This window comes from Variovorax sp. 01T432, from assembly GCF_056398605.1.
In genome coordinates this window covers 1-16,492 of the sequence record NZ_JBFTPS010000092.1, presented here as the reverse complement: position 1 = coordinate 16,492, position 16,492 = coordinate 1, and the positions used below count along the sequence as shown (strand labels likewise).

At 68.3% G+C, this 16,492-nt stretch carries 16 protein-coding genes; 9 read left to right on the top strand and 7 right to left on the bottom strand.

What is annotated here, in order from left to right:
- The first annotated feature begins 229 nt into the window (after window positions 1-229).
- From AC1DNF_RS34445 to AC1DNF_RS34415, 7 genes are read left to right on the top strand one after another with little or no spacing between them, the layout of a single operon-like run.
- Window positions 230-616, top strand: a complete 387-nt coding sequence (locus tag AC1DNF_RS34445; RefSeq protein WP_478153277.1) for a hypothetical protein — start codon at window positions 230-232, stop codon at window positions 614-616.
- A 33-nt stretch (window positions 617-649) separates the two neighbouring features.
- On the top strand, window positions 650-1,018 hold the full coding sequence (locus AC1DNF_RS34440) for a response regulator (protein ID WP_478153275.1): 369 nt from the start codon (window positions 650-652) through the stop codon (window positions 1,016-1,018).
- Window positions 1,015-1,311 carry an STAS domain-containing protein gene (locus tag AC1DNF_RS34435; protein ID WP_478153274.1) on the top strand — a complete coding sequence of 99 codons (297 nt, stop codon included), beginning with the start codon at window positions 1,015-1,017 and terminating at the stop codon, window positions 1,309-1,311. The genes AC1DNF_RS34440 and AC1DNF_RS34435 overlap by 4 nt, the downstream gene beginning before the upstream one ends.
- On the top strand, window positions 1,308-3,374 hold the full coding sequence (locus tag AC1DNF_RS34430; RefSeq protein ID WP_478153272.1) for a chemotaxis protein CheA: 2,067 nt from the start codon (window positions 1,308-1,310) through the stop codon (window positions 3,372-3,374). Before AC1DNF_RS34435 ends, AC1DNF_RS34430 begins: the two co-directional genes overlap by 4 nt.
- Before the next feature lie 32 nt (window positions 3,375-3,406).
- Window positions 3,407-5,107 carry a methyl-accepting chemotaxis protein gene (locus AC1DNF_RS34425; protein ID WP_478153270.1) on the top strand — a complete coding sequence of 567 codons (1,701 nt, stop codon included), beginning with the start codon at window positions 3,407-3,409 and terminating at the stop codon, window positions 5,105-5,107.
- Window positions 5,108-5,149: 42 nt separating this feature from the next.
- Window positions 5,150-5,953: a CheR family methyltransferase gene (locus AC1DNF_RS34420; RefSeq protein ID WP_478153268.1), complete on the top strand. Its 804-nt coding sequence runs from the start codon at window positions 5,150-5,152 to the stop codon at window positions 5,951-5,953.
- A gap of 22 nt (window positions 5,954-5,975) precedes the next feature.
- On the top strand, window positions 5,976-7,049 hold the full coding sequence (locus tag AC1DNF_RS34415; protein ID WP_478153267.1) for a protein-glutamate methylesterase/protein-glutamine glutaminase: 1,074 nt from the start codon (window positions 5,976-5,978) through the stop codon (window positions 7,047-7,049).
- 57 nt (window positions 7,050-7,106) lie between these two features.
- Here the strand turns inward: AC1DNF_RS34415 and fahA are convergent, their stop codons facing one another.
- The 4 genes from fahA to AC1DNF_RS34395 are packed head-to-tail and all read right to left on the bottom strand — an operon-like array spanning window position 7,107 to window position 11,469.
- Entirely contained in the window at window positions 7,107-8,459 is a 1,353-nt protein-coding gene (gene fahA / locus AC1DNF_RS34410; protein WP_478153265.1) for a fumarylacetoacetase, read from the bottom strand.
- Window positions 8,452-9,681 (bottom strand): CaiB/BaiF CoA transferase family protein, encoded by a 1,230-nt coding sequence (locus tag AC1DNF_RS34405; RefSeq protein ID WP_478153263.1) that lies wholly within the window; start codon window positions 9,679-9,681, stop codon window positions 8,452-8,454. The genes fahA and AC1DNF_RS34405 overlap by 8 nt, the downstream gene beginning before the upstream one ends.
- Window position 9,682: 1 nt before the next feature.
- Window positions 9,683-10,447 carry an enoyl-CoA hydratase/isomerase family protein gene (locus tag AC1DNF_RS34400; protein WP_478153261.1) on the bottom strand — a complete coding sequence of 255 codons (765 nt, stop codon included), beginning with the start codon at window positions 10,445-10,447 and terminating at the stop codon, window positions 9,683-9,685.
- Between the two features lie 23 nt (window positions 10,448-10,470).
- Entirely contained in the window at window positions 10,471-11,469 is a 999-nt protein-coding gene (locus AC1DNF_RS34395; protein ID WP_478153260.1) for a Bug family tripartite tricarboxylate transporter substrate binding protein, read from the bottom strand.
- Window positions 11,470-11,569: 100 nt separating this feature from the next.
- On the opposite strand from AC1DNF_RS34395, the gene AC1DNF_RS34390 reads away from it, so the two are divergent.
- Together AC1DNF_RS34390 and AC1DNF_RS34385 are read left to right on the top strand one after the other, a co-directional pair.
- The gene (locus tag AC1DNF_RS34390; protein ID WP_478153258.1) at window positions 11,570-12,283 is read left to right on the top strand and encodes a TetR/AcrR family transcriptional regulator; all 714 of its coding nucleotides are present in this window, start codon (window positions 11,570-11,572) and stop codon (window positions 12,281-12,283) included.
- A 12-nt stretch (window positions 12,284-12,295) separates the two neighbouring features.
- Window positions 12,296-13,342: a Gfo/Idh/MocA family protein gene (locus AC1DNF_RS34385; RefSeq protein WP_478153256.1), complete on the top strand. Its 1,047-nt coding sequence runs from the start codon at window positions 12,296-12,298 to the stop codon at window positions 13,340-13,342.
- A 30-nt stretch (window positions 13,343-13,372) separates the two neighbouring features.
- Here the strand turns inward: AC1DNF_RS34385 and AC1DNF_RS34380 are convergent, their stop codons facing one another.
- The 3 genes from AC1DNF_RS34380 to AC1DNF_RS34370 are packed head-to-tail and all read right to left on the bottom strand — an operon-like array spanning window position 13,373 to window position 16,075.
- Window positions 13,373-14,212 (bottom strand): ABC transporter permease, encoded by an 840-nt coding sequence (locus AC1DNF_RS34380; protein WP_478153279.1) that lies wholly within the window; start codon window positions 14,210-14,212, stop codon window positions 13,373-13,375.
- Between the two features lie 58 nt (window positions 14,213-14,270).
- Window positions 14,271-15,056, bottom strand: coding sequence for an ABC transporter ATP-binding protein (locus AC1DNF_RS34375; protein ID WP_478153254.1), 786 nt, complete (start codon window positions 15,054-15,056; stop codon window positions 14,271-14,273).
- Window positions 15,057-15,058: 2 nt separating this feature from the next.
- On the bottom strand, window positions 15,059-16,075 hold the full coding sequence (locus AC1DNF_RS34370) for an ABC transporter substrate-binding protein (RefSeq protein ID WP_478153252.1): 1,017 nt from the start codon (window positions 16,073-16,075) through the stop codon (window positions 15,059-15,061).
- Window positions 16,076-16,492 lie beyond the last annotated feature (417 nt).

The following is a 16,492-nucleotide window of genomic DNA, read 5'->3' as shown; positions in this document are numbered from 1 at the left end:
GGTAGATTGACTCATGGCCCGTCTCCTTGCTCGTTGACACGCTGTCCGCCCTTCGGGGTGCAGCGTTGTGGCTCGGCGCACCCACGGTGCGCAATCCACGGTAGTCCCGGAGACGGGCCGCTTCAACGGCTCAAGCCATTCTGACTAGAAGGTCGGCGTCATCAGCGCCGCCATTGCGGCGGCGCACCGCAACGCGCAGGCCTCGGCCGAGCGCGAGGCGGCATCCGCCGTGGCCTCGGAGGCGGCCATCCACGGCGTGCTCGGGCAGTTCCGCAGCGTGACGGAAGTGCTCGAGGCCTCGGCCGACGTGCTCAAGCGCGAGAGCATCGGCATCCAGTCGGAGATCGTCGAGGCTCTCGTCCAGCTGCAGTTCCAGGACCGCGTGAGCCAGCGCATGACGCACGTGCGCCACAGCATCGAACGCCTGCCCGTCCTGCTGGCCGACAGCCGGCAGATCTTCGAGGACGCGGGCACGCTGACGCCGGTCGACGCGGCGGCCTTGCTGGCCGAGCTCGAAAGCAGCTACGCGATGGCCGACGAGCGCGCCACCCACAGCGGCGGCGGCGCCACCCCGCGCGCGAGCGCCGCGGCGGCCGACGAGGTCGTCTTCTTCTAAGCCGGAAGCCCCGGCGCACTCAAGGAAAAACACATGGCAAAGACCATCATGATCGTCGATGACTCCACCTCGCTGCGGCAGGTGGTGAGCATTGCATTGCGCGGCGCCGGCTACGACGTGATCGAAGGCTGCGACGGCGTCGACGCGCTGAAGAAGCTCACGGGCCAGAAGGTCCATCTGATCATCAGCGACGTCAACATGCCCAACATGGACGGCATCACCCTGGTGACCCGGATCAAGGCCCTGCCGGCCTACAAGTTCACGCCCATCGTCATGCTGACCACCGAATCGCAGGAGGGCAAGAAGAAGGAGGGCCAGGCGGCGGGCGCCAAGGCCTGGATGCTCAAGCCCTTCAATCCGACGCAGTTGCTGGCGGTGGTGCAGAAGCTGGTCCTGCCATGACCGACACCCGCTGCGCGACCTGCGCCATCGAAGGCGAAATGACCATCTACCGCGCCGCCGAACTGTGCGCCGTGCTGCAGGCCGCGCTGAAGGCCGGCGACGGCGAGCTGGCGCTGGATCTCTCGGCCGTCACCGAGATCGACAGCGCCGGCGTGCAGCTTCTGCTGGCCGCCGGAAAGAGCGCCGCCGCCGCGCAGCGCGAATTGCGCCTGGTCGCGCGCAGCCCCGCGGTCGACGAGGCCCTGGTCTTCCTGGGCCTCGAGCCCGACAGCGTCTACGGGAGGCAGCCATGAACCTCGACGAAGCGCTGCAGACCTTCTTCATCGAAGCGCGCGAACTGCTGGAAGACATGGAAGCCGCCCTGCTGCGGGTGGCCGACGAGTCCGACCCCACCGAGAGCGTCAACGCGATCTTTCGCGCCGCCCACACCATCAAGGGTTCGGCGGGCCTGTTCGGGCTCGACGGCGTGGTGGCCTTCACGCACGTCGCGGAGAGCCTGCTCGACGACGTGCGCGGCGGCACGATCATGCTGGGAGACTCGCTGATCGAACTCCTGCTGGCATGCGCCGACCACATCGGCACGCTGGTCGACAGGGTCGATTCGGGCAGGAAGGCCGCCGACCCGGAGGTCGAGCAGGCCGGCAGCGCGCTGCTCGACCGCCTGCGGCTGCACATGGCGGCCGGCGACGCCGCGTCCGCCATCGAGAGCGTCGCCAGGACCGCCTCGCAGACCACCGTCGGCACCCCGGCCGGCGCCGCGGCCGAAGCTGCCGCCGGCCACTGGAAGATCTCCGTGCGCTTCGGCGAGGACGTCCTGCGCAACGGCATGGACCCCCTGTCCTTCATCCGCTACCTGGCCACGCTCGGCAGCATCGAACGCATCGTCACGCTGCACGACCGGCTGCCCGCGCTCGGCGCCCTGGACCCCGAGGCCTGCCACCTGGGTTTCGAGATCGACTTCAGGAGCGACGCCGACCGGGCCACCATCGAGAACGTGTTCGAATTCGTCATCGACGATTGCGTGCTCCACGTCACGGCATCGCACGCCGGCGGCGCCGCCGCGCCCCTCGATGCACCTGTGGCGAAAGCGCCGGCCGAATCCGCGCCCGCCGCCAGGCACGCATCGAACGCGCAAAGGCAGGCCAGGGAGGTCAAGCCGCAGGAAAGCCAGTCGGTGCGGGTCGATGCCGACAAGCTCGACCGCCTGATCAACCTCGTGGGCGAACTGATCATTGCCGCGGCCGGCGCCAACCTGATCGCGCGGCGCACGCGCAACGTCGAGCTGCAGGAAAGCAATTCCACGCTGTCGGACCTGGTCGAGGAAGTGCGCGACAGCGCCCTGCAGCTTCGCATGGTCAAGATCGGCGCCACCTTCGGCCGCTTCAAGCGCGTGGTGCACGACGTGGCCCGCGAACTCGGCAAGGACATCGAACTGCGCGTGAGCGGCGAGGACACCGAGCTCGACAAGACCGTCGTCGAGAAGATCGGCGACCCCCTGATGCACCTGGTGCGCAATGCCATGGACCACGGCATCGACGCGCCCGAGGTGCGCGCCGCGCGCGGCAAGCCGGCGCAGGGCTGCGTCGCGCTCAACGCGTACCACGACTCGGGCAGCATCGTCATCCAGGTCAGCGACGACGGCGGTGGACTGAACCGCGACAAGATCCTCGCGAAGGCCATCGAACGCGGCCTCGTCGAAGCCGGCAAGAACCTCGGCGACAGCGAGATCTACGGGCTCATCTTCGAGCCCGGCTTCTCCACCGCCGACCAGGTGACCAACCTCTCGGGCCGCGGCGTCGGCATGGACGTGGTCAAGCGCAACATCACGGCCCTGCGCGGCAGCGTGAGCATCGCCAGCCAGCCCGGCCAGGGCACCACCGTCACCGTGCGGCTGCCGCTCACGCTGGCCATCATCAACGGCTTCCAGGTCGGTGTCGGCAGGAGCGTGCTCGTGGTGCCGCTGGACATGGTGGACGAATGCGTCGAGTTCTCGGCCGAGACGGGTCACGACTACATCGACCTGCGCGGCCAGGTGCTGCCCTTCATCCGGCTGCGCGACCTGTTCGGTGTCGCCGCCGCGCCGGCGGCTCGCCAGAACATCGTCGTGGTCAAGCATGCGGGCCAGAAGTTCGGCCTGGTGGTCGACACGCTGATGGGCGAGGCCCAGACGGTCATCAAGCCGCTGTCGAAGATGTTCGCCCAGGTCCAGGGCATCAGCGGCTCCAGCATTCTCGGCAGCGGCGACGTCGCGCTGATCCTCGATGTGCCGGTGCTGATGCAGCAGGCCATGAAGGTCATGCCGCCCGCCGCCGGCACCGCCCCCTCCTCCAGCCCGTCGGCCGCCACCGCGGCCTGAGGCGACTCCCCCTTCCCCACAAAAGGACAATCATGTTGAGCAATTTCAAGATCGGCGTCAGGCTGATCGCGGGCTTCGTGCTGGTGGCGGGCATCAGCGCCGTCGTCGGCTTCATCGGCATCAACAACACCAGCCAGATGAACGACAAGGCCGACGAGATGTACAACAGGGAGCTGATGGGGCTCTCGTACGTCAAGGAAGCCAACGTCAACCTGATCTATGCGGGCCGCGCGCGCGCCAACTACCTGCTCGCCACGACGCAGGACGACCGCGAGAAGCAGCTGGCGACGATCGGCAAGAGCACCGCCGCCACGAAGGACTACATCGAGAAGGCCCAGCCTCTCTTCGGCAGCGATCGGGCGCGGGAAGTCTTCGCGGCCTTCAACAACCTCTCGCAGGAGTACCAGAACGACATGCAGCGCGCGCTCGCCATGGCCGCGACGAAGAAGCTCCAGGAACGCGACGAGGCGCTGCTGCAGGCGCTGGAGCAGGTGCGCGAGAAGGCCGACAAGCTCGACGTCATGCTCGACGAGCTGATCCTGCAGAAGGAGACGCGCGCCAAGCAGTCCGCCGCCGAAACCGACAACCTCTACCGCGCCAGCCGCACCAGCATGATCGGCATCATCAGCGGCGGCGTGCTGATCGGCATCGTGCTGGGCTTTCTCATCAGCCGCAGCATCACCCGGCCGCTGGCGCGCGCGGTCGATGTCGCCAATCGCCTGGCCGAGGGCGACCTCACCATGCAGGTCGAATCCAGCAGCCGCGACGAAACCGGCCAGCTCCTCACCGCGATGCAGAACACGGTGGCGAAGCTCTCGCGGGTCGTGACCGAAGTCAACGGCGGCGCCGAGGCCCTGGCCGGCGCGTCGGAAGAAGTGAGCGCGACCGCGCAGTCGCTGTCGCAGGCATCGAGCGAGCAGGCCGCGGGCGTGGAGGAGACCAGCGCGTCGATGGAGCAGATGACCGCCTCCATCTCGCAGAACACCGAGAACGCGAAGGTCACCGACGGCATGGCCACCAAGGCGGCCGCCGAGGCCGGCGAAGGCGGCGAGGCCGTCAAGGCCACCGTCGTCGCGATGAAGCAGATCGCCCAGAAGATCGGGATCATCGACGACATCGCCTACCAGACCAACCTGCTGGCGCTCAACGCCGCCATCGAGGCGGCGCGTGCCGGCGAACACGGCAAGGGCTTCGCCGTGGTGGCCGCCGAAGTGCGCAAGCTCGCCGAACGCAGCCAGATCGCCGCCCAGGAGATCGGCACCGTCGCCAGCTCCAGCGTCGAACTCGCCGAGAAGGCCGGCCGCCTGCTCGACCAGATCGTGCCCAACATCAAGAAAACCTCGGACCTGGTGCAGGAGATCGCCGCCGCTTCGGAAGAGCAGTCCTCCGGCGTCGGCCAGATCAATGGCGCCGTGACGCAGCTGAGCCAGACCACGCAGTCGAACGCATCGAACTCGGAAGAGCTGGCCGCCACGGCCGAGGAGATGAGCAGCCAGGCCGAGCAGCTGCAGCAGACCATGGCCTTCTTCAAGCTGGCCGGCGGCAACGCCACGGCCGGCCACGCGAACTCCGACCCGAGCCCGACCCGCGGCAAGCCGCAAGCCAGGCCCGCCGCGTCGAGAAAGGCCGCCACGACGGGCAGGCGCCCGGGCGGTGGCGGTTTCGCGCCCGCGGGTGCCCTGGCCTTCGCCGCTGTCGACGCGCCGGACGAATCGCAGTTCGCCAGGTTCTGAAGCCGCGAGGCAGGCGGAGGGCGCGCGCGCCGATCCGGAGACATGAACACCACCATCACCGACATCGAATTCGCCCGCTTCCAGCGCTTCATCTACGACGCGGCCGGCATCACCCTCGCGCCTTCCAAGAAGGCGCTGGTGTGCGGGCGTCTCTCGAAGCGGCTGCAGGCGAACCAGCTGGCCAACTACACCGAATACTTCGCGCTGCTCGCCAGCGGCAAGGCGGCGGCCGAAGTGCAGACCGCGATCGACCTGCTGACCACCAACGAGACCTACTTCTTCCGCGAACCCAAGCACTTCGAGCTGCTGCGCGAGCTGGCCACGGCCGCGGCGCAGCGCCCCCAGCCCTTCCGCGTGTGGAGCGCGGCCAGTTCGACCGGCGAGGAGTGCTACAGCATCGCCATGGTGCTGGCCGACTGCATGGGCCACTCGCCCTGGGAAGTGCTGGGCACGGACATCAGCAGCCGTGTCCTGCAGCGCGCGCGCGCAGGCCACTACGTGCTGGAGCGCACCCGCCACATTCCGCAGGACTACCTCAAGCGCTTCTGCCTCAAGGGCATGGGCGAGCAGGACGGCACGCTGCTGGTCGAGCGCCAGCTGCGCAAGCGCGTGAGCTTCGCGCAGGTCAACCTCAACGCCGATCTTCCGTCGCTGGGCAGCTTCGACATCATCTTCCTGCGCAACGTGATGATCTACTTCAACGGCGACACCAAGCGGCAGGTCGTGGCCCGCGTGCTGTCGCTGCTCAATCCGGGCGGCCACTTCTGCATCGGCCACTCCGAAACCCTCAACGAGATCAGCACGGCCGTGCACCAGGTCGCGCCCTCGATCTACCGCAAGCCATGAGCGCGCGCGGGCAGGCATTCGCATGAAACCGATCAAGGTCATGGTGGTCGACGACTCGGCCGTGGTGCGGCAGGTAGTGGCCGGCCTGCTGGGCGCCGCGCCGGGCATCCAGGTGATCGCCGCGGTGGCCGACCCGCTGCTGGCCATCGAGCGCCTCAAGCAGCAGTGGCCCGACGTGATCGTGCTCGACGTCGAGATGCCGCGCATGGACGGCATCACCTTCCTGCGCAAGATCATGCAGGAGCGCCCGACGCCGGTGGTGATCTGCTCGACCCTGACCGAGAAGGGCGCGAAGACCACGCTCGAGGCGCTGGCGGCCGGCGCCGTGGCGATCGTCACCAAGCCCAGGCTCGGCTTGAAGCAGTTCCTGATCGAAGCCTCGGACGACCTGGTCGCCACGGTGCGCAGCGCGGCGCATGCCAACGTGCGCCGCCTGGCGATCCGCGCCGAGGCGGCGCCGCTCGCGCCCGTGGCCAGGCACACGGCCGACGTCATCCTCGCGCCCGGCCCGGCGCGTGCGATGACGCAGACCACCGAGCGCGTGGTCGCGATCGGCACCTCCACCGGCGGCACGCAGGCGCTCGAAGAGGTGCTCACCGCCTTGCCGCGTGTCTCGCCCGGCATCGTGATCGTCCAGCACATGCCCGAGAAGTTCACGGCGGCCTTCGCCTCGCGGCTGGACGGCCTGTGCCGCATCGCGGTGAAGGAGGCCGAGAACAACGACCGCGTGCTGCCGGGCCGCGCGCTGATCGCGCCGGGCGGACGGCACCTGGTGCTCAAGCGCAGCGGGGCGCAGTATTTCGTCGAGGTGGTCGACGGGCCGCTGGTGAACCGGCATCGGCCTTCGGTCGACGTGATGTTCCGCTCGGTCGCCAAGAGCGCGGGCGTGAACGCGCTCGGCGTCATCATGACCGGCATGGGCGATGACGGCGCCGCGGGCCTGCTGGAGATGCGCAACGCCGGCGCGCGCACGGTCGCGCAGGACGAGGAAAGCTGCGTCGTCTACGGCATGCCGCGCGAGGCGGTCAAGCGCGGCGGAGTCGAGCGCACGGTCACGCTGGGGGCGATGGCGCAGGAGATCCTGAAGCAGCTTTGACAGGGCTCGCCGGCGATCCGGTCCCGGCGCGGGTCCAGCCCGGACCGGGATCGAGTTTCATGGAGACACCTCTTCGCATGGTTCACTCGACCCTTCGAGGGCGGCGACGATCTCGCCTCTGCATTCGCCGAAGCCGATGCGCGCGAAGCCGGGCCTCTCGCACCAGCCCTTGAAAACGACGGCATCGCCGTTCTCGAGGAAGGCGCGCGCCTCGCCGTTGTCGAGACGGATGGGCTTGCGGCCGCCCTGCGTCAGTTCGATCATGGCGCCGGCCTCGTCTTGCGCGGGGCCGGAGATGGTGCCGCTGCCCAGCAGGTCGCCGCTCTGCAGGTTGCAGCCGCCGACGGTGTGGTGCGCGACCATCTGCGCGATTGTCCAGTACTGGTGCCGGAAGCTGGTGCTCGACAGCCGCTGCGGCGGCGCATCCTGCTGCCGGTGGCGCGCGGTCTCGAGCCAGACCTCGAGACGAATGTCGAGCGCGCTGTCCCGCGCGCTGCCGCCGTGATCGAGATACGGCAGCGGCCGCGGCGCTTCGGCCGCGCGGGCCCACGGCGCGCGGTAGGGTGCCAGCGCGTCCATGGTCACGATCCAGGGCGAGACCGTGGTGGCGAAATTCTTGGCGAGGAAGGGGCCGAGCGGCATCGTCTCCCAGCGCTGGATGTCCCTCGCGGACCAGTCGTTGAGCAGGCACAGCCCGAACACATGGCCTTGCGCGTCGGCCAATGCGATCGGCTCGCCCTGCGCATTGCCGGTGCCGATGCAGATCCCCAGTTCCAGCTCGTAGTCCAGTCGCCGGCTCGCGCCGAAGCTCGGCTCGGACGCGCCATCCGCCAGCCATTGGCCCCGCGGCCGCCGCACCCGCTGCCCGGAGATGCCGATGCTCGATGCGCGGCCGTGGTACGCGATGGGCATCCAGTGGAAGTTGGGCGACAGCGGGCCGTCGGGTCGATGGAGACGGCCGATGTTCAGCGCGTGGTCCAGCGAGGTGTAGAAGTCCGTGTAGTCGCCGATGCGCAGGGGCACGGCATGCTCGGCCTGCGCTTGCGCGACCAGGCAGGCCCGCACGGCCTCCTGCACGACGTGCGGCGCGTCGTCCTTCAACGCCGCGAACAATGCGTGTCGCAGCGCGCGCCAGGCCACGGAGCCCAGCGCGAAGAAGGCGTTGAGCTCGGGCCGCGCGCAGGCCCGGGCGGCCTGCGCGGCCGTGCCCCGCAGGACGGGTGTCTCCGCGAGCGCGGCAAGGTCGATGATGCGATCGCCGATGGCCACGCCGCCGCGGAAGGCCTCGGCGCCCCCGATCCGCCGAAAGACCGAAAGGGGCAGGTTCTGCAGCGGGAAGTCGCCGCCCGTGTTGGCGGCGGCAAGCCAGCTCCTCGCACCGCCGTCGTGCGTGGCGTCGAGTTCAGTCATAGGCGCCCCGCGCCGAGCGCCGGCTCAGCAGCACGCGGCGCTGGCGCAGGTCCTCGATGAGCGCGGCATCGACATTGCGCTCGGTCAGGAGTTCGACGTTGTGCTCGCCCTGGAAGGCCGGGATGCCCGGCGGCGGGAGCTTCGATTCGCTGAAGCGCCATGGCGGCCCGGGCATGCGCACGGTGCCGCCGCCACGGTCGTCGACCTCGACCACGGCGCCCCAGTCCCGCGCCCATTCCGATTCGGCCAGCTCGCCGGTGCTGCGGATCACGCCGATCGCCAGGCCGGCTTCGCTCACCTGCGCCTGCAACTGGTCGAGGTCGGTGAAGGTCATGACCCAGGCGCGCACTTCCGCCAGCAGGGCCTGGAGGTTCCGGCGGCGCAGCGGCGCGGTCGCGAAACGCGGATCGGCCAACAGGTCGGTGCGGCGCATCATCGCGCTGTAGCGCACGAACATCGGCGAGTAGATCGGGCTCGCCGCGATGGTGACGCAGCGACCATCCGGCAGCTCGTAGATGTGCGACTCCGGCGCGCTCAGCGCCGGCGGCTCGCCCATCGTGTCGATGCCCGACAACTGGGCGCCGGCACGCTCGTTGACCGACAGCATCGTGGCGGCCATCGACACGTCGACATGCTGACCCTCGCCGCTGCGCTCGCGTGCCTGCAGGGCGGCCAGCACCGCGATCACGCCGTGCAGGCCGGTGTAGACATCGGCATGGCTGCAGGCATCGTTGCGCAGCTCGCTCATCGAGTCGCCGTAATGCGTCCGCAGGATGTCCGTGAGGCCGGTCTCGGCCTGCACCGTGGGCGCGAAGGCCGGCCGGTTGCGCCAGGGGCCGGTCTGCCCGTAGCCGCTCATCGAGACATAGATGGCCCGCGGGTTGAAGGCCCGCACCTGCTCGTAGCCGAGGCCGAAGCGAGCCAGGGTGCCGGGGCGGAAGTTCTCCACGATCACATCGGCATCGCGGCAGAGATCGATCACGATCTCGCGCGCCTCGGGCCAGTTCAGGTCGAGGCTCAGGTTGCGCTTGCCGGCGTTCTGCTGCGTGTAGTAGACGGACATCAGGTTGATGTGCGGCACGCCGGCGCGGCCCGCGTCGCCCGCGGGCGGCTCGATCTTCGTCACTTCGGCGCCGAGGTCGCGCAGGGTCTTGGTGCAGTGCGGGCCGGCCAGCACGCGCGTGAAGTCGATCACGCGCAGCCCTTGAAGAGGTGCGTTCATCTCAATCTCCCTCGAAGACGGCGGAGCCGGGGCCGGTCGCCATGAAGGCGGCGAGGCCGCGCTTCTGGTCATTGCTTGCCCACATCATGTTGTTGATCTCGGTCTGCTGCGCGTCGGCGCCGGCGATGCCGTGGCGCGCGGAGAGATTGGCCAGGCGCTTGATGCCCCGCAGCGCCACCGTCGGCCCGGCCGCCAGCTGGCGCGCCCAGGACATCGAGGCATTCGCAAGCTCGGATTCGGCGACGACGAGGTTGATCAGCCCCCAGCGTTCGAGCGCCACCGGATCGTTGCGCCGGCCGAACATGGCGAGCTCCTTCGCGCGCGCCGGCCCGACGCGCTGCGTCACGCGCTGCACGCCGCCCAGCAAAGGCAGCAGGCCCAGAGAAGCTTCCGCCATGCCGAAGGAGGCCGTGTCGGCGGCGACGATCATGTCGCAGGTCACGGCCAGCTCCAGTCCGCCGCCGAGCGCCGCGCCATGCACGGCCGCCACGGTGGGCAGCCCCACGTTCTCGAGCGCGTCGAGCAGTTGCTCGAAGCCGGCCTGGTCGCGGCGCCGGCCGCCGCCCTTGAAGCCTTCGACATCCGCGCCGGCGCAGAAGTGGCGCATCGCGCTGCGCAGCAGGATCGAGCGACAGCCTTCGGCGAGGGCCCGCTCGTAGGCGCCGAGCATGCCTTGCAGCAAGGCGTCGTCGATCAGGTTGTGCGGTGGCTTGGCGAGTGTCACGACGCCCACGGCGCCGTCTTTTTCGAATTGAACGATGGGCATGAGAGCTTTCCTGGATTCGGTGGTCACTGGGCTTCCAGCTTGAGCGCGCGCGCGATGCGGTTGAACTTGTCGTATTCGGTCTTCAGGAACTCCGCCGCCTGGGCCGTCGTCATGGGATCGAGCCGACGCGATGCGTTGGCCGCGATGCGCGTCTGGTTCTCGGGGCTGAGCACCCATTCGTTCATGGCGCCGGTCAGGCGCGCGACCGTGGCCTCGGGTGTCTTCGGCGGTGCGAGCAACGCCGACCAGAGGCTGTGGTCGAAGTTCTTCACACCGCGGCTCTCGGCGATGAGGGGAAGATCGGGCAGGGCCGGGTTGCGCTTGCTGCTGGCCAGGCCAATCGCCTTGATCCTTCCGGTGTTGATCATTCCCAGCGTCGAGCCGCCGAGCGGCACGAAGCTGAGATCGATCTGCCCGCCCGAGAGGTCGCTGACGACCGGGGCCGCGCCCTTGTAAGGCACTTCCAGGAACTTGAGGCCGGTGCGGGCCTGGAAATCGGCCGCCACCAGATGCGGCGCGGAGCCCGGGCCCCAATGCGCGATGGAGAGCTGCCTGCTGCCAGGCTTGCCGGCATAGTCGATGAGTTCGTCGACGTTCCTGAAGGAATGGGCGTTGCTCGACACCAGCACGAAATCGGAAATGCCCGCGACGCCCAGCAGCCTGAATGTGGCCGGCTCGTACCTGGCGGAGGCGATGGTGAAGGGCGCCACCAGGAAGTCGATGCCGGTCGTGCCCAGCAGCGTGTAGCCGTCGGGACTGGCCTTGTGCACGAAGTTCGCGGCAATCGAACCGTTCGCGCCCGGCATGTTGTCCGCGATCAGGTTCTGCCCCAGCGAACGCTGAAGCACCACCGTCGCGGCACGGATCGACACATCGGCCGGCCCTCCCGCCGGGAAGGCCACCTTGATGGTGATGAGCTTCTGCGGGAACGGCGCCTGCGGATACGCGAGACCGCCGAGGCTTGCGCCGGCCAGACCGAAAACCCCGGAAGAAAGCACGCGGCGTCGCGAAATCATGTTCATCGAAATATCTCCGTGTGTTTGCGAATCGCCGCATGTTAACGATATTAACTTAGAGCTCGATGCGGGGTTTACCCGATCTCTCTTGAAGCACAATCAAGCCATGGAAACTCCTCTTAAGTCGAAGAGAGCGAAGGCCAAGGCCGCCCCGCCCCCTGCCCCGTATCACCATGGCGATCTGCGCAATGCGCTGCTGCGCGAGGGACGCGCGCTGCTCGAGGAGAAAGGCGCCGCCGAACTCAGCCTGCGCGAATGCGCGCGTCGTGTGGGCGTCTCGGAGGCCGCGCCGTCACGGCATTTCGAGGGCAAGGAAGGCCTGCTCGCGGGGATTGCGAGCGACGGCTTTCGCGAGCTCGCCGCGCAGCGCCAGGCCATCGTCGAACTGAAGCTTGGTCCGCTGGAAAAGGCGCGCGAGATGATGCTGAGCTATGTGCGCTATGCGCAGGCCAACAAGGGCGTCTTCAACCTGATGGTGGGCCCGCGCATCCTCGACATGCATCGTCATGGCGAGTTGCTCGAGGAAGGCGCCAGGTCCTTCAATCTCTTTTCCGAGAGCCTCGTCGAACTGGCGATCGCGCACGGATGGCCACGCTCGCAAGTCGATCTCGTCGCCCACAGCGCCTGGGCGATGGAACACGGCCTGGCGACCCTGATCCTGGGCGACCGCGCGCCCCGGGCCGACCGTGACATCGAGCTCGCGCAGATGATCGACTTCTCCATCCGCATGATGCTGAGCGCGGTGGTCGCCGGGCCGGCCGCGCTCAAGGCGCTCGGCAAGCCGGCCGTCAGACGCAATACAAGATCAGCCAACCCCTAGCCTCCATCGATCATGACCACCACGCCCTACCAAGACTTCCCCCTGCGCATCGGCATCCTCGGCTGCGCGAACATCGCCAGGCAGTTCGCGCGCGACGTGGCGCCCAGCGCCAGGGCCCGTGTCGTCGCCGTGGCGAGCCGCAACGCGCAGACGGCCGCGGCCTTCGCGGCGGCGCAAGGCATCGGCCGCCACCATGGAAGCTACGAAGCCTTGCTGGCCGACCCGGAGGTCGATGTCATCTACGTGCCGCTGCCCAACAGCCTGCATGCCGAATGGGCGATCAAGGCCGCCGAGGCCGGCAAGCACGTGCTGTGCGAGAAGCCGCTGGCGCTCGGCCACGCGCAGGCGCGCGCGATGTTCGATGCGGCCCGGCGGCACGGCGTGATGCTGCTGGAGGCCTACCCTTTCTACTTCCAGCCGCAGACGGGCGACATGCTCGACCTGCTGAACACCGGCGCCATCGGCACGGTGCGTTCGATGCAGGCCAGCTTCGGTTTCACGGTGCAGAGCCCGCACAGCAACATCCGCATGAAGCCCGAGCTGGGCGGCGGCGCGCTGCTCGACGCCGGCAGCTATCCGCTGAGCCTGATCCGCCTGGTGATGGGTTGCGCGCCGCAGCGCGTGCAGGCCGATGCCACCTGGGCCGAGAGCGGCGTCGACATCAGCATGATGGCCACCCTGCACTACGCCGATGGACGCCGCGCGCAGCTCTCATGTGCGATGGATGTCGCCAATCACCGCTTCGCGAGCATCATCGGCACCGAGGGCGCGATCGAGACCGAATTCCTCAACCACACGAGCGTGCTGGCCGGCGGTCATCCGCATGGCTACCTGCCCAGCCGCATGCGGGTGCGGCGCGGCACGGCGCCGACGCCCTTCGAGGACATCGCCTCGGGCACCGGCAGCGGCTTCCGCTTCGCCGCCGAGGCCTTCGCGGAAGTCATCGCGAAGCGCGACTTCGAAGCGATCGAACGGGCGGCGGCGGCCAGCCTGGACATTGCGGCCACGCTGGAGGCGCTGGCGCAGAGTGCGAAGCAGGGATGCGCCGTGGAACTCTAGGCCGGCTGCCTGGGGCGCGACCAGGGATGTCTAGAACGCGGCCGGCCTCCACTTGAGCAGGCGCTTCTCCAGCGTCGTCAGCAGGAAGTCGGCGAGCAGCGCCACCACCGCCAGCACGATCATCGCGGCGAACACGCCGCTCGCGTTGAAGGCGCCCTGCGCGGTCGAGATCAGCAGCCCGATGCCTTCCTTGGCCCCGAGGAACTCGCCGACCACCGCACCCACCAGCGCGAAGCCGAAGCTCACGTGCAGGCTCGCCAGGATCCACGACATGGCCGACGGGATGACCACCGACATCGTCACCTGTCGCGGCGAGGCACCCAGGATCTGCGCGTTGGCGATCATGTACTTGTCGGCTTCGCGCACGCCCTGGAAGGCGTTGCCGAAGACGACGAAGAACACCATCACCACCGCCAGCGCCACCTTCGACGCCATGCCCAGGCCGAGCGCGATCACGAAAATCGAACCCAGCACCACGCGCGGGATCGAGTTGGCGATCTGGATGTAGAGGCTGAACACGTCGGACAGCAGCTTGTTGCGCCCGAGCAGGATGCCGCAGATGACGCCGGCGATCGAGCCGATCAGGAAGCCGATGACCGTCTCCTCCAGCGTCACGGCGACCTGCTGCCACAGCGGCCCTTGCGAGGTGCCGTCGCGCAGCCATTCGACGATCTGGTCCCAGATCATCGAGGGCATCGAATAGAAGAAGGGGTCGATCCACTTGTTGCGCGCGGCCAGTTCCCAGCCGCCGAGCACCACCACCAGGACCAGCACGCGCAGCGAGATGATCATGGTGCGGCGCCGGCGGATGCCGGCCTGCGCGGCCTCGGATTCGCGGGCCAGCGCCTCGTCGCTCAGGACGGCGGGCATGACGAGATCGGTCATTGGAAGACTCCGGAGATGCGGGATTCGTGTGATTCGGTGGGTTTCATGCGAGCACGACTTCCTGGCGGAGGTCGTCCCAGATGTGTTTCGAGAGCTCGATGAACTGCGGGTCGTAGCGCACCTCGGAGGTGATGCGCGGGCGCGGGAGATCGATCTCGTAGACGCGCTTGAGGGTGCCCGGGCGCGCCGACAGCACGAAGACGCGGTCGGCCAGCGCGATTGCTTCCTCCAGGTCGTGCGTGACGAAGACGACCGAGCCGCCGGTGCCCGACCACAGCTTGAGCAGTTCGTCCTGCATCAGTGTGCGGGTCTGCATGTCGAGGGCCGAGAAGGGCTCGTCCATCAGCAGGATCTCGGGCTTGTTGATGAAGGTCTGGGCCAGCGCCACGCGCTTGCGCATGCCGCCGGAGAGCTGGTGCGGGTAGTGCCCGCCGAACTTGCCCAGGCCCACGCGCTGCAGCCATTCTTCGGCCAGCGCGTGCGCTTCCTTGGCGGGCATGCCGCGGAACAGCGGCCCGGCCGCGATGTTCTCGCGCACGCTGCGCCATGGGAAGACGGCGTCGGCCTGGAACACGAAGCCGATGCGCGGGTCGATGCCCTGCACGGGCTTGCCCATGACCTCGACCTCGCCGACGGTGGGGCGCAGCAGGCCGGTGATCATGTTCAGCGTGGTCGACTTGCCGCAGCCGGTGGGTCCGACAATGGCGACGAACTCGCCGCGCGCGACCGACATGTTGAAATTGCGCAGTGCCACGGTGGCGTTGCCATCGTTGGAGATGAAGCGCAGCGAGACGTCCTTGAAGACGATCGCCGGATTGCTGGCCGCCATGTTCACTTGCCCGCTGCCGCCAGGTAGGCGTTGGTGTAGGTCTTCGAGAGGTCGATGTTCTTGCTCTTGACCAGCGGCTTGTAGGTGGAGAGCACCTTGAGCACGGTCTCGGGGCCGCCGACGGGCATCTTGCCGTCGGTGGTGAACATGGCCAGCGACGAGGCCAGCGCCTGCACGTAAAGTGCCTTGTCGCTGCCGTAGTAGTCGCGCGGCACCTTCTCGGCGATTTCTTCGGCGCTGTGGGTGTGGAGGTATTCCATGGTGCGCGCGAAGGCGTGGGCGAGCTTGGAGGCCTGCTCCTTGTGCGACTCGGCCCAGGTGTTCTGCACGTAGAAGCTGGCGGCCGGGTAGACGCCGCCGAGCGCGGCGATGGTGTCCTTCTCGGTGCGCATGTCGACGAGCACCTTGGCATCGCCGCTCTTGAGCATTTCGGAGATGGTGGGTTCGGTGGTCATGCCGGCCTGGATGCGGTCCTGCTTCATGGCGGCGACGAAGGTGTTGCCGGCGCCGACGGGCAGCAGGGTGTAATCCTTCTGCGCGACGCCCTGGCGATCGGCCAGGTAGCGCGTGAGAAAGTCGGTGGAGGAGCCGAGGCCGGTCACGCCGAGGGTCTTGCCCTTGACGTCGGCCATGGTCTTGAAGCCTGCCGCCTGGGCCTTGGTCGACACCAGTTCGACTTCGCCCGGGACCTTGCAGAAGACGGTGATGGCCTGGATTTCCTTGCCCTTGCTCTGGAGGTCGATGGTGTGGTCGTAAAAGCCGACCACGCCCTGGACGGCGCCGGCGATCAGCTGGTTCTCGGCGTCCACGCCGGCGGGCTGCGACTGCAGCTCGACGTTGAGCCCCTCATCCTTGAAGTAGCCGAGCGCCTCGGTAAGCTTGGCCGGCAAGTAGATGATCTTGTTGATGCCACCCACCATGATGGTGATGGGCGCATCAGCAGCCTGCGCCAGAGGAGCGGCGGCAGCAAGCACGGTGCACAAGGCGGCGGCAAGCAGGGTTTTGCGGGAAGCGAGCATGGTCTCTGATCCTGTTTTTGGAGAAGGTGGCTGGCAGTCTATGAAGCGGCACCCTTCGGGGGGCTTTCGACGCGGTGCGGCATTTGTCATGGTTATCCCTAGGGGCTGCGGCGGGCTGTGTGCCATCAGGTGGGGCTCGGTGCGGGGGCGCGGCGGGGGGCGGTGTGCCAATCGGTTCGGGGGCGCGGCGGGGGGCCAATCGGTTCGGGGGCGCGGCGGGGGGCCAATCGGTTCGGGGGCGCGGCGGGGGGCGGTGTGCCTTTGGCCGGCCGACGTCACCGCCCCTTCGGGGTCCCCTGCGCTGCTCACGTCAGGCGGGGTCACGTGCAAACTCGCTTCGCTCAAACAGCACGTGCCCTTATCCGCCTGCCGCTGCGCTGCTCGGCGGCGCCTCAACGGCCAGCCAAAGGCACACCG

What these genes read in the sequence shown, in the direction of transcription:
- AC1DNF_RS34415 (WP_478153267.1), top strand. Translation starts at nt 5,976, where the DNA reads ATGAAACCGATCAAGGTCATGGTGGTCGACGACTCGGCCGTGGTGCGG.
- AC1DNF_RS34395 (WP_478153260.1), bottom strand. Translation starts at nt 11,469, where the DNA reads ATGAACATGATTTCGCGACGCCGCGTGCTTTCTTCCGGGGTTTTCGGT.
- AC1DNF_RS34420 (WP_478153268.1), top strand. Translation starts at nt 5,150, where the DNA reads ATGAACACCACCATCACCGACATCGAATTCGCCCGCTTCCAGCGCTTC.
- AC1DNF_RS34435 (WP_478153274.1), top strand. Translation starts at nt 1,015, where the DNA reads ATGACCGACACCCGCTGCGCGACCTGCGCCATCGAAGGCGAAATGACC.
- AC1DNF_RS34425 (WP_478153270.1), top strand. Translation starts at nt 3,407, where the DNA reads ATGTTGAGCAATTTCAAGATCGGCGTCAGGCTGATCGCGGGCTTCGTG.
- AC1DNF_RS34380 (WP_478153279.1), bottom strand. Translation starts at nt 14,212, where the DNA reads ATGCCCGCCGTCCTGAGCGACGAGGCGCTGGCCCGCGAATCCGAGGCC.
- AC1DNF_RS34400 (WP_478153261.1), bottom strand. Translation starts at nt 10,447, where the DNA reads ATGCCCATCGTTCAATTCGAAAAAGACGGCGCCGTGGGCGTCGTGACA.
- AC1DNF_RS34375 (WP_478153254.1), bottom strand. Translation starts at nt 15,056, where the DNA reads ATGGCGGCCAGCAATCCGGCGATCGTCTTCAAGGACGTCTCGCTGCGC.
- AC1DNF_RS34385 (WP_478153256.1), top strand. Translation starts at nt 12,296, where the DNA reads ATGACCACCACGCCCTACCAAGACTTCCCCCTGCGCATCGGCATCCTC.
- AC1DNF_RS34370 (WP_478153252.1), bottom strand. Translation starts at nt 16,075, where the DNA reads ATGCTCGCTTCCCGCAAAACCCTGCTTGCCGCCGCCTTGTGCACCGTG.
- fahA (WP_478153265.1), bottom strand. Translation starts at nt 8,459, where the DNA reads ATGACTGAACTCGACGCCACGCACGACGGCGGTGCGAGGAGCTGGCTT.
- AC1DNF_RS34440 (WP_478153275.1), top strand. Translation starts at nt 650, where the DNA reads ATGGCAAAGACCATCATGATCGTCGATGACTCCACCTCGCTGCGGCAG.
- AC1DNF_RS34430 (WP_478153272.1), top strand. Translation starts at nt 1,308, where the DNA reads ATGAACCTCGACGAAGCGCTGCAGACCTTCTTCATCGAAGCGCGCGAA.
- AC1DNF_RS34390 (WP_478153258.1), top strand. Translation starts at nt 11,570, where the DNA reads ATGGAAACTCCTCTTAAGTCGAAGAGAGCGAAGGCCAAGGCCGCCCCG.
- AC1DNF_RS34405 (WP_478153263.1), bottom strand. Translation starts at nt 9,681, where the DNA reads ATGAACGCACCTCTTCAAGGGCTGCGCGTGATCGACTTCACGCGCGTG.